The 12,927-nt window shown below is 20.6% G+C and carries 10 protein-coding genes; 3 read left to right on the top strand and 7 right to left on the bottom strand.

Annotated elements, in window-relative coordinates:
- Positions 1 to 13 precede the first annotated feature (13 nt).
- The gene (locus T403_RS04185) at positions 14 to 829 is read left to right on the top strand and encodes a TraX family protein (protein ID WP_051619007.1); all 816 of its coding nucleotides are present in this window, start codon (positions 14 to 16) and stop codon (positions 827 to 829) included.
- A 211-nt stretch (positions 830 to 1,040) separates the two neighbouring features.
- Here the strand turns inward: T403_RS04185 and T403_RS04180 are convergent, their stop codons facing one another.
- The 7 genes from T403_RS04180 to T403_RS0100015 all read right to left on the bottom strand — a co-directional run bounded on the left by T403_RS04180 (position 1,041) and on the right by T403_RS0100015 (position 10,507).
- Positions 1,041 to 1,622, bottom strand: a complete 582-nt coding sequence (locus tag T403_RS04180; protein ID WP_051619006.1) for a GumC domain-containing protein — start codon at positions 1,620 to 1,622, stop codon at positions 1,041 to 1,043.
- Positions 1,623 to 1,779: 157 nt separating this feature from the next.
- Positions 1,780 to 2,916 carry an amidohydrolase family protein gene (locus T403_RS0100040; RefSeq protein WP_033160782.1) on the bottom strand — a complete coding sequence of 379 codons (1,137 nt, stop codon included), beginning with the start codon at positions 2,914 to 2,916 and terminating at the stop codon, positions 1,780 to 1,782.
- A gap of 2 nt (positions 2,917 to 2,918) precedes the next feature.
- The gene (locus T403_RS0100035) at positions 2,919 to 4,730 is read right to left on the bottom strand and encodes a M3 family metallopeptidase (protein ID WP_033160781.1); all 1,812 of its coding nucleotides are present in this window, start codon (positions 4,728 to 4,730) and stop codon (positions 2,919 to 2,921) included.
- Positions 4,731 to 6,449, bottom strand: a complete 1,719-nt coding sequence (ptsP, locus tag T403_RS0100030; RefSeq protein ID WP_033160780.1) for a phosphoenolpyruvate--protein phosphotransferase — start codon at positions 6,447 to 6,449, stop codon at positions 4,731 to 4,733. It lies immediately after the preceding gene.
- Between the two features lie 17 nt (positions 6,450 to 6,466).
- Positions 6,467 to 7,717: a tyrosine--tRNA ligase gene (gene tyrS, locus T403_RS0100025; RefSeq protein WP_033160779.1), complete on the bottom strand. Its 1,251-nt coding sequence runs from the start codon at positions 7,715 to 7,717 to the stop codon at positions 6,467 to 6,469.
- Between the two features lie 179 nt (positions 7,718 to 7,896).
- Positions 7,897 to 8,415, bottom strand: coding sequence for a hypothetical protein (locus T403_RS0100020; protein WP_033160778.1), 519 nt, complete (start codon positions 8,413 to 8,415; stop codon positions 7,897 to 7,899).
- 58 nt (positions 8,416 to 8,473) lie between these two features.
- Positions 8,474 to 10,507: a polysaccharide lyase family 8 super-sandwich domain-containing protein gene (locus tag T403_RS0100015; protein WP_033160777.1), complete on the bottom strand. Its 2,034-nt coding sequence runs from the start codon at positions 10,505 to 10,507 to the stop codon at positions 8,474 to 8,476.
- Between the two features lie 137 nt (positions 10,508 to 10,644).
- On the opposite strand from T403_RS0100015, the gene T403_RS0100010 reads away from it, so the two are divergent.
- Together T403_RS0100010 and T403_RS0100005 are read left to right on the top strand one after the other, a co-directional pair.
- The gene (locus T403_RS0100010; protein WP_033160776.1) at positions 10,645 to 12,186 is read left to right on the top strand and encodes a hypothetical protein; all 1,542 of its coding nucleotides are present in this window, start codon (positions 10,645 to 10,647) and stop codon (positions 12,184 to 12,186) included.
- A gap of 275 nt (positions 12,187 to 12,461) precedes the next feature.
- The gene (locus tag T403_RS0100005; protein ID WP_156933518.1) at positions 12,462 to 12,869 is read left to right on the top strand and encodes a hypothetical protein; all 408 of its coding nucleotides are present in this window, start codon (positions 12,462 to 12,464) and stop codon (positions 12,867 to 12,869) included.
- The last annotated feature ends 58 nt before the right edge of the window (positions 12,870 to 12,927 follow it).

The following is a 12,927-nucleotide window of genomic DNA, read 5'->3' as shown; positions in this document are numbered from 1 at the left end:
AAGATAAAATAAAATGGAAAAATTTAAAAATTGAATTAAAAATTTATATAGTTTTTCATTCGAAACATTAAGTTGAAATTTTCTAACCTCTAATATTTTAAGATTTATAGCTGTAATAACAATGTTTGTTGATCATTTTGGATTTATTCTTTTTCCTACTCAAACAGAGTTAAGAATAATAGGGAGAATAGCTTTTCCTATTTATGCTTTTTTAAGTGGTGTAGCTATAAATAAAACTAACACACCTTTAAAATATTTAGCAGAACTTTTTTTATTTGGGGCAATAATACAAATAGTTTATATTATCTCTAGTTTATTCATCGATATAACCTTTGATGTTTTTACTTTAAACATTTTTTTTCAATTATTTTTAGGTACTTTAACATCATATGTTTTTATTAAAAATAAAAAATTGGGAATATTATTATTTTCTATATTAACATTTTTTTATTTATTTATTGAATTTAAAAATATTTCTTTATCACTAAATAATAAAACATCAAAATTTGGAATTGATTATAAATTTTATGGTTATTTAATAATTGTTTTTTCGGGTATTATTTTTAATCTAACTTTTAAATATTTTAAATTTAATAATTTTTTATTTTTTAAAATATTTTATATTTTATTTTTTATAGTTTTAAATTTGATTTATTTCTTTATTACAAAAATATCTGTTAATGATGTTCAAATTTATTCACTTTTAGTTATACCGTTTTTATTATTTTATAGTCATAAAAAACCTCATAAAAATAAATTGATTAAAATTTTCTTTTGAAGCTCTTACCCATTAAGTTTTATTATTCCAAGTATTTTTTTAATTTTTTAATTATAAAATAAAACACATTAATGACAATTTTAAATCATTAATGTGTTTTTAAATTTGGTTTCTAAACGATTTTTTATTTATTGGTTGTAAAAGAACAAATATAAAAAATGTTTCACATAAAACTTTACTTTAAAAAATATCTACTATTAATAAATGTTATTTTATTTAAAAATAAAAAAATTTTTTTTAATTTTAATTTAAAAATTTAATATTACTCTTCAATATCTATATTAAATTTTTCTTTAAAATCTTTTTTGTGGAAAGATTTTAACATTGAAACATCAGTTTTTAGTACTGCTATATCTTGTTTCATTTCTTTCACATCATTTTCTAAAACAGTAACTCTTGTTTTTAATTCGGCAACATCTTGTTTTAGAACAGCAACATCTTGTTTTAGAACAGCAACATCTTGTTTTAGAACAGCAACATCTTGTTTTAATTCAACAACATCTTGTTTTAAAATAGCGACGTCTTGTTTTAATTCAACAACATCTTGTTTTAAAATAGCGACGTCTTGTTTTAATTCAACAACATCTTTTTTCAGTGATGTTACATCTTTTTTAATTTCTACAATCTCGCCTCTCATTTTTGTTAATTCATTTAAAATTAATGCTAATGTATCTTGAGTTTTGATTTTTGACATTTTAACTTTTAGTACACTAAATTCAGTTACTAAAGCTCCTTTTTCATTTTTTCCAAAACAAATTGTATATTTTTTATTTTTATAATTATACAATATTTTTTTAGCTTCTTTTTCATTAATTTCATTACATTTTGTTTTGTATTCAATCATATATTCCCTTTATATTTTTTTAATATTTTTATATATTAATATATGTTTATTTTTTAAAAAAATAATAAAAAAAAATAAAAAATGGGAAAAATATTTTATTTAAAAATTTATTTTAAAAAGACATTGATGATAATTCCAAGCAGTTAAGGTATTTTATTTAATTTTGATACAATTTATTTTTTATAAAACTATATTTTACATTGAAATTTTCATCAATTACAACAATATTTGCTTTTTGATTAACCTTTATTGTGCCAAATTGCTTAGTTTTCTTTATTTTTTTAGCAATATTATAAGATGAAAATAAAACAATTTCATTTCAAGAACATTTTGTTGTTTTATGAAAAATATTTAATATTTTATTATAGGGCATTCCGCTACCAGCGATATTTTTTAAATTTTTTAAATAAAAAATATTCTCTTTTTTAATTATTTCTAATTCACCTAATAAATATTCGCCATCAACTAAACCTTTAGGTGATAAAGAATCTGAAATAATTATTAAATTATTTTTATCAATATTTTTATATGTAAAATTAATAATTTCTTTAGATGTATGAAGCGAATCGCTTATTAATTCTACCAAAAAATTTTTTGCTAATTTATTATTTAAAATTGTATTTACTAAAGATTCTTGTCTATGATCGAATGATGAACAACCATTATAAAAATGAGTAAAAAAATGAAAACTATTTAAATTGTATTTTTTTGAAAAATCATAACAATTAGAATGTCCAATGGTAAAAAATAACTTGTCATTATATTTTTTTATCAGCTCAAAATCATTATTTTCTGGAGCAATAGCAACTATAGGTTTGATATTTTTTAATTTAGTTAATAAATTTAATTTTTCATCACTTATTGGAATAATAAATTTATCATTGTGAGCGCCTTTTTTTTCTTTTGAAATAAAAGGTCCTTCTAAATACCAACTTAATAAAGATAAGTTTTTATAATTAGATAAATTATCGGCTATTTTTTGAATATTTTCTCATTTATCTGTTACAGTTGTAGCATTAACGGCTACTACACCTTCTAGTTTGTGTAATTTTTCAAGATATTTTTCAAATTTTTTTTCTCAATCATTTTCCAACATAGATTGAAAATCGAATCCATATCCCCCATGTGTGTGAGAATCGATAAATGCAGGCATTAAAATATTTTTCTGACAATCAATGCCCTTTTTACTGGTAGTTCCTTTTTTAATATTTAAAATTTTTCCATTTTCATTTATTTCAAGATAACCTAAAAATTGTTGATCTTTAGTTGTTATTAAAGCATTCTTAAAAATCATTATTATCCTTTTTTATTAAATATTTCTTTTCCTAATTTTATAAATTCATTTAAGTATGAATTTAATTTTTTAAATGCTAATTCATATAAATCGCTTTTTGTTAGATCGATTTTTGCTTTAGTTAAAATATCTAAAGTCCACTTGCTTCCGCCTAATTTTAAAAAACTTTCAATATAATTATTAATATTTTTATCTTCTTGATATTTTTCAAAAAAATAATTTGCAATCAAAAAACCAAAAGCATATTTACATAAATAAAAATCAGCATAATAATGTGGCACATCAACTGAATGAATATAATTTTCTTTATGCTTAGATTTTTTTGAAAAAAACTTTTGTTCATTTTTTTGATAAATTTCGACCAACTCATCAAAACTTGATAAAGTTTGCCCTTTATCTAAAATATTAAATAAGTCGTATTCATAATTAGATAAAAATGTTGAATGATAAACAATATCTGTAAAATTTTCAATATATTTTGATATCATTTGAAATTTTAGCTTTTTATTTTTATTAGTATTAATTAAATAATCTAGCAATAATAATTCATTAAAAGTGGAGGCAACTTCAGCTATAAAAATTGAAAATTCAGAATTCTGAATCTCTTGATATTTATTTACATAATAATTATGTAATGCATGTCCTAATTCATGTACTAAAGTAAAAACAGAATCAATTGTATAATCTCAGTTCATTAAAATATAAATTTTATCAAGTCCATAACTATTACTTATTGTATAAGCGCCAGAAACTTTATTTTCAGCGGAAAAATAATCAATTCAATTTTCATTAAAAGCTTTTTTAATTATTTCTAAATATTCATCACCCATGACACTTAAAGCTTTTAGAATAATTTCTTGTGCTTGTTCGATGGTATATTTTTGTTTAATATTAATCAACTCTAGTCAATTATCATAAATTTTAGGTTTAAAGCCGTATTTTTTCTTGAAAAAAAGATTATTATATTTTTTTATTTTACTTATTATATTTTTCTTTTGAGAAATAGTTTGAAATAAATTTTCTAAAATTTTACTATCAATTTTATCATCAATAAGCATTGATTCAACGCTAGAGTTAAAATTTCTAATTTTAGCAAAATTAGCAGTTTTATTAAAATGATCAATTAAAAATTTCGCCATTAGTTCTTTGTGCTTATATTTATTTTTATAATATGTATAAAATATTTCTTTTCTTTGTTTCTCATCTTTAGATGACATCAAAAAATTAAAATTATTTTCAGTGATTTTAATTTTTTTGTTATTTTTTATAAAATAGCCATAATCTAATTCAGAATTTACTAAAATTTCAAAATAGTTTTCTAAATTGATTTCACTTTTTTCATTCTTAATAATAAAATTTTCAATTTTTTCTTCTAATCGATATTTTTGAGCTTGAAAAATTTCTTCAAAATATTTTTTATAATTTTGAAAAATTTCTAATTTAGCTCATTTTTTTAATTTAGCAAAATATTTATTTTGCCTATTTAATTCTGAACCATTTTTTTCATAAATAAAATTCAGCTCATTCTCTAAATTTGCTATTAATTTATTAATTTTAGAATCAATTAAATTTAAGCTTAATTTATTAGTTAAATAATTATAAATTCGATTAAAAATCAAATCATTTTCTTGCTCAATTTTTAGATATTTTAAATAATTTTCAGGATTATCATATTTTGTTTCTTTTCAGTTTAAAATCCGCTTTTTTTGAATAATAAAAAATTCAATTTCTTGTTCAATTGAATTTTTTAATAAACTTTCTAAATCAAATTTATATTTACTTGGTATATTTTCGTATTTTTTATAAAAACGCATTTATTTTTTGAAAAATTCTTTCAATAATTGTTCTACTTGTTCTTGACTTTCCATATGAAGAGCTTTATGCATTAATTTATGTGCATCGCTAAAATTAATTTCTGAAATTAATTTTCTAGCTTCTAAAACACTTGAGGATGACATTGAAAATTCATCTAATTTCATTCCTAAAAGTAATGGAATAGCATTCATATCCCCAGCCATTTCACCACACATACCAACTCATTTACCAGCTTTATGAGCCCCGTCAATTGTCATTTTTATTAATCTTAATATTGAAGGATTTAAAGGTTGATATAAATAAGAAACTTTTTCATTCATACGATCAGCAGCCATTGAATATTGCATTAAATCATTTGTTCCTATTGATACAAAATCTGCATAATGACAAAATTGTTCAGTTAAAACAGCAGCAGCTGGTGTTTCCACCATCATCCCAACTTCAATTTTATTTTTTAATTCTAGTCCTTGAGCAACTAATTTTGCCTTTTCTTGGTCAAAAATAGCTTTAGCTTGTTTAAATTCGTTAATTGTAGAAATCATAGGAAACATAATAGCTAAATTCCCATAAACAGAAGCTCTAATTAAAGCTCTTAATTGAACTCTAAAGCTTTCAACCATATCTAAAGACATCCTTATTGCTCTATATCCTAAAAATGGGTTCATTTCTTCAGGGAATTTGAAGTATTTTAAGGTTTTATCTCCCCCAATGTCTAAAGTTCTAATAACAACTTGTTTAGGTGACATTTTTTCAATTACTTGTTTATAGGCATTAAATTGTTCTTCTTCGTTTGGTCAATTTTCTGAATCCATATATAAAAATTCACTTCTAAATAAACCAATAGCTTCTGAACCAACTTTAATAGCGTTAGTAACATCTACTGGAGAACCAATATTAGATGCTATTATAATTTGTCTTCCATCTTTTGTAATTGAAGGTTTTGATGCAAATTGTTTTAATTGTTTTTTATATTCAATATATTTTAAATACTCTTGTTCAAATAAATGAATTTCTTCTTTAGAAGGATTTATGATTAATTGTCCGCTATTACCATTTATTGCAACTACATCATCATTATTAACAATTTCAGTAATGTTTTTCAAACCTAAAATGGCAGGTATTTCTAAAGTTCTTGCCATAATAGCTGAATGAGAAGTTCTTCCTCCGATATTAGTTAAAAATCCTTTTACATATTTTTTATTTAATTGAGCTGTTTCAGAAGGTGTTAGATCATCAGCTACAATAATAACTTCTTTATCAATAGCGGATAAATCAGCAATTGGAATTTTTAAAAAGTTTTTAATTATTCTTTCATAAACATCTTTAACATCAGCGGCTCTTTCACGCATATATTCATCATCCATTGAAGAAAAAATTTCAACATAACTTTCTTTAACTTGATTTATAGCTTTTGGACCATTAAATTTATTAGTTTCAATTAATTCTTTGATCTGATCGAAAATAGCAGGATCATTTGCAATTAAAATATGAGAATTTAAAACATCCAGTTCTTCTTCATTTAATGATTTTGCAGCTATATCTTTAATTTTCTCAATTTGAATAATTGAATCTTTTTGTGCTTGTTGAAAAAGCAAAATTTCTCTTTGAACATCATCGATAAGATAATCTTCAATTATTAAAGGTTGATTATCAATTTTATAAACGTTAGCAATAGCAATTCCGTTTGAAGCAGCAATTCCATTTAATTTTTTATTCATATTTTCTCCTTAGTAATTTAATTTAAAAATTTAATAAGATAATAATTTTTCTTTCCTTTTTTTAATAGTGAAAATTTACCATCAAACTTATTCTTATCTAATAATATAGTATTTTCATCTTCAATAATAAAATTATTAATTTTTAATGCTTTTTTAGCAATAAATTCGCGCATTTCTCGTTTAGATAACACAATTTTATTTTTAATTAAAAAATCTGGTAAATTTTCTTCATAGCTAGCAATAAATGTGGGGATAGCTTTTTCTAATTGCCCTAAATCAGAAGTTGTAAGAAATGAAAAATCTTCATTATTAAATAATATATCACTTATTTTTATAGCGTTTTTTACATGTTCTAAGCCATGAATATCTTTAATCACTTCATATGCTAGTGCTTTTTGAGCTATTTTTTTGAAGCTTTCTTTATTATGTTCATCCATAATATTTTTGATTTTTTCTAAATCTAAAAAGGTTAAATATTTTAATAATTTTTCAACTTCCATATCTTCTTGATTAATTAAAAATTGATAAAGTACATATGGAGAAGTCAAATTTGGATCTAATCAAAGCGAACCGCCACCTGTTGATTTGCCAAATTTAACATTATTTTTATCTGTTAATAAATTAGTTGTTATTGCAAAACTATTCGAATCTTCACCATGAACTTTTTTAATCATTTCAATTCCAGATGTAATGTTTCCTCATTGATCAGAGCCACCTAATTGTCCTTTAACATCAAAATTAGAATATAAATATTTAAAGTCCCAAGCTTGAATTAGTTGATATGTAAATTCTGTAAAGGATAAACCTTTTTCAATTCTTGTTATAATTGATTCTTTAGCTAACATATAAGCTATATTTATGTTTTTTCCAACATCTCTTAAAAAATCTATAACATTCATATTTTTATAAATTTCATAATTATCAAAAACTTCTAGTCCAAAGTTTTTAAGTTGTTTAACAATGGCGTTTTTGTTTTTGATAAGCATTTCATTATCTAACATCATTCTTTCAGAATTTTTAAAAGAAGGATCACCTATTAAACCGGTAGCCCCACCTACTATTGCTATAACTTTAATCCCATTTTTTTGAAATCTTTTTAAAGTTGCGATTTGAATATAATTACCTAAATGTAAACTTATAGCTGTAGGATCAAAACCAGCATATATTTTATCATCAATTTTTGAATTTAAAAATTTACCTTCATTTGAAATATTGTTTAAAATATTTCTTTCTTTTAACTCTATTAAAAAGTTTTTTTTATCTTTCATAATTTACCTTTATTTAAAATAATATAATTAAAAATTATAAATTAAAATTAATTTTAACAACTTAATTTTATGAATAATTTTCATATTTTTTTTAATATTTAATTAGTTTTAAATTTTTTAAAATTCATTAAAATTATTTTAAATTTTATTAAAATAAAAAATATATTAAAAAATCTTTCTTAACTTAAATCGATTTCTTTAATATTAGTGTCTATTTCTAATTTTTTTTCTTGTTTATTTAAATCGGAAGAATAAATTATTTCTATTTTATTTGAATTATTTTCTTGTTTAATAATAGCGCTGTGAGCAAAAGGGATTGAAATATTTAAATTTAAATCTTTAATATAAATTTTTTCTTTTTTTGTTTCAATATCTTTATTTAAACTAAAGTTAGATATAAAAAATAAATTATCATTAGATTTAAAGTCAAAATATTTGGTTAAAATATAATTTTCATTATTTTCTAAAATTTTAAAGTTTTTTAATACATTAACGTATTGATTTTTTTTATCTTGTTCAAAATTAGGAATGATTGAATATGCAAAATTTTTATTTTTATCATTATTTAATATTAGTGAATGAAAATTAGCTGAAATTTTTTCAATTTTATTTGTATTTAAACGATTTATGTTAGAAACAAATGGATATTTTTCGACTTTTTCATTTTTTACTTTATGTTGGCTTTTATCATCTAACAAAATATAACCAATAGATTCATTATTTGTTGAATCTAAAAATCTATATAAATCTTTTTTATTATTTTCTATAAAAATTTCATCTTTTATAAAAGCATTTTTTAGTTAAATGATTAGCTATAACAGTTTTAGCATTTTTTTGTGAATTATTTTTTATATTACCAACAATTATTATTTGGTTATCAATCATAAAATAAGTTTTTGTAGTTTCTAATTGAAAACTAAAATTTTTAACAAAAGCCTTTATAAAACCTATGTTATTTATTTTAATTCCATTATTATAACTTTCATCATTTTTAATTTTCTTTTCAATATTTTTTTGTTTTTCTTTTAACAAAAATTTAAACTTTTCAAAGTTTTGTTTTTCTGTTTCATTTAATTCAGCTAATTTTTTATTTTTAGGAAACTCATAACTATATAATTGGTTAAATTCTTCATTTTCAATAGAACTAATTCCAGGAATTTTATCAAAATCAATTATTGCTCAATAATCATTATCATAAGGATATAAATTATTTTTTGTATGAAGTAGTGTTGAACCATCATTGTGATAATAAGCTTCTAAATTTTCACCAAGTAAAGCTTCGAAAAAAGCTATTTTCTTACTATGTAAATTTATATTAAACATAAAATAATTAGTTTTTCAAACATATCGATCTTGGTTTTTAGTGAAAATAATATTATTTATTTCTTTTTCTTTTTCAATATTATTACCTAAATTTTGGTTATAAAAATCTATAATATTTTGTGAAAAAGCGCTATTGATTTTATATTTTTTTAAATCATCGATTAATAAATCTATACTTTTTCAATGTTTTAATTGTTCTTTTAAAAAGTTAACTAAATTTAATTTATATTTTTCTGGAGCATTATCCATAAAAACAGTTAAGTAAGATAAAATATTTAAACCTTTTTTCTTATCGCTATGTCCTTCTCTAACAATGGCTCTTCCGCTAAGACCATCACTAATTGAACCTGCAAACATAAATGGCATTACTGATTTCTCAATAAATTTATAAAGATTTTCAATTTTTTCGTTTTTAGCTAAGTCTAAAGAACTAGATTTTAAATAAGTAAATAAACTAGCAAAGCCATTAAATAATACTTCGCCATAAGAACCTATATATGGAACATTATCATGTTGAATAAATGAGCCATCTTCATAAAACCCATCACCTGAAATTACATAATCTTTTAATAAACTATCATATAAAGCTAAAATGCTATCTTTTAATAAAACTTCATTTTTTAAAATTACACTTTTAGTAACTGAAACAATTACATTATCAACTAAATTAGCGCCTGTTTGCAACCTTGAAGGTAAGATGGTTTTACTTGATTCACCTCCATATCTTACATTTGGCACAAAATAATCAATAGGCTTAATTCATTTTTGATATTGACTAATATCAAAAATGTCTTTTAAAGAAATAATGAATTTTAATAATGCTTTAGGCATTCCGATTTCATAATGTCATCAATTTATATGTTGTTGTTGATTTTCGTGATAATAATTTGTAGAAAAATCTTCCATTATTTCATTTATAAGTTTTTTTAATTCAGAATTTTTATAAAGTTTGTTATTTTTAACATTAACCTGATATGCTATAGCAAGTGGTAATAACTCTGGAAAAATATCTCTAAGTTGTGAAAAAATAGAAAATATTTTTCCACTTTGTTTTTTATCTTCAACACTAATGATATTATTATTTTCTTTATATCAAATTAAGTCATTGCTTTTTATTTTATTTTTTGTTAAAGCATAAAAAATATTAACAAAAGCACTATCGCTAATTTTATTTTCTTTATAAAAATTTATTATTTCTTCGGCTTTATTTACATAATTTTCTTGTGTTTTAATATTAATTTCAGGCTGAATTAAAAATTCTAAATTAAAATTTTTTAAAAAATTATTATGTAATGAATTAAAATTTATTTTTTGATCATTATTTTCTTGTTTTATTTCTTTTCTTTGTTTATTTAAATCACTTTCATTATTTTTTTTTATTTCTTTATTTTGACAAGCTATAAAAAAAGAAGAAAAAAAAGCTATAGAATTTAGTGATAAAGATAAGTATATTTTTTTTGTTTTCATTTTTTTTATTTTTAACTTTCAATTTTGGAATTTAATATTTTTTTTATTTATTTTATCATTTTTTAAAATAAGAATATTTTGATTTTTCTATATTTAAATATAATATATATTACTTAAAAATATTTTTAAAGGTGGATATGAAAAAAATTATTAAAATTATTTTTTGATTCTTATTATTTATTTTAATTTTTTCAACTATTTTTGTTTTACAACCTTTTTTACTTTTGTTTTCGTTTAATAATTTTAATTTTTTAACACGTTATTTTGAAATATTAAAAAATAATTTTTTCAATATCTCAATTTTGTTTATATGTTTTAGTTTTAGTTTTATTTTTACATTTATTATATTTTTTATTGTTTATTTTAAAAATGTAAAAATAAAAAAGTTAACAAAAAATAATCTAAATTTAAACAAAAAAAACTTGGATTTAAACGAAAATTATCTAAAACTTAAAGAAGAAAATCCTATTTTAATAAAAAATATGATTTTTGAAAAACAAGAATTTAATTTAAATAAGAATGAAATTAATAATGTATTAAAAGAAATTGAAAATCAATTAAAAAAAGAAAAAAGAGAAAATGAAATTGAAAGTTGAAAAAAAATTATTGAAGAATTTATTAATTTATTTTTTATTAATTCAAAAAATAATGATAATGATACAAAAATAAATTTTAAATCTTTATTATTTTCATTTTGAAAAATAAATGAATTATTTAAAACAGCTTCAATAAATATCGATATTTATATCGATGATCGAAAAACTTATTCAATCATTTTAGTTATGATTTATTATATATATCATAAACATTATAAAAATATTATTTTAACTGTAGATGATAAATTAGGCTTAATTTGTTTTTTTACAAGAAGTTTAATTTTGGATATTTTTAATTTAAACACAACAAAAAGATATCGAAAAAATAGGGATTTAAATAATAAAAATCTTATAATTTATTTAGTTGAACAAATTAAAAATTATATTGAATTTAACGATAAAAGAGAAGAAACATTTTTAGAATTTATAAATGGCTTTTCATTTTTAAAAATATATAATGTTAGTTTGATTGAAAATATTATAAATATACCTAATAATTATTTTCTTTTTAAAAATAAGAACAAAAGTGAAGAAGTAATTGATTCAGAATATTATTATCATCATTCTACATATGAAATTTTATATTTATTAAATCGTAAATGAATTCCATTACATATTAAAGATGTTGCAAGTGAATATCATGTTGATCATTTAGTAGCTAAATCACTTTTTGAAAAAGAAAAAAAGACAATTCTTAACAATGATACCAATACTGAAGAAGTTACAAAATTTTGAAACAAATATTGAAAACGTTTGTCTTTACCTAATTTAGCATTAATGCCCAAAAAAATAAATTTAAAAAAAGGTGAAAAAGAATTAAAAAAATTTTGTAATTCACAAAAATGAATAAATGAAAATTTTAAATATCATTATTTTTTAAATAAAGAAATTTGTGAAAATGGAAATATCAAAAATTTTGATGATTTTTACAATTTAAGATTTAAAAAACTTAAAAATCAAATTGTTTTTTTACTAGGGTATATTTATAATAGAAAGCCCAAAGAAAATGCAAAAGATTATGAAGCAAAACTTGAAAAATACAAAAATGAAAAAAAGAATTTAATTAATTATTGAGGATTTTAATTTTAAATACTGTTGATTTTTAAATTAATCAATAGTGTTTTTTAAAAATTTAATTAAAAAAAACTAAAAATTTATTTTTTTCTTTTTTTTAAATTTTTAGCTCATTTACCCTTTAAATTAGCTAGTTTTTTGCATTTTTTTAAAAAAAAAAAAAAAAAAGCATATCTTGTTTTATAATATAAAAAAAATATTATAAAAAGTTATCTTTAAATTCTAAAAATGTTAAGATGTTTTTTATTTTTATAAAAAAAACAAAAAATCGAGGTTATTTTATTATGGCAAATAATAACAGACAAGACGAAGAAAAAAGATCTAAAAAGAAAAGAATAATTGCTTTATTAGCATTCTTAGTTGGTGCGCTAGGTGTTTCAAGTGCTAGTATACCTTTGTTCTTAGAAAGATATAATTATCACGCTTTACCTGATGCAATTAAACCAAAAGTTAAATTTTCTAACGATCATGACAACGGAGGAAAATTATCTCTAGAGTTAACACCTGAATTAGCAGGTAAAAATGTAACTGCTGTGTTTGAAGATGAGCATGGAAATGCACACTTAATAGAAGATTTAACCGTTGGAACAGATGGAAAATTAGTGATTGAACTTCTAAACTTCCAAAAGGTGCGAGATATACCTTTAAACAGCTGCATTCAGATAGTAAATCCGGAAGAAAAGCTTTATTAGACTTAAGTGATGTTCTACCAAAAGATAAAACAGTTAACAAAACCTTTTATTTTGACGA

It is taken from the genome of Mycoplasma collis ATCC 35278, from assembly GCF_000701825.1.
Lineage (GTDB): Bacteria > Bacillota_I > Bacilli_A > Mycoplasmatales > Metamycoplasmataceae > Mesomycoplasma_A > Mesomycoplasma_A collis.
The sequence above is the reverse complement of the archived record's forward strand: the minus strand, read 5'-3'. Positions and strand labels throughout refer to the sequence as shown.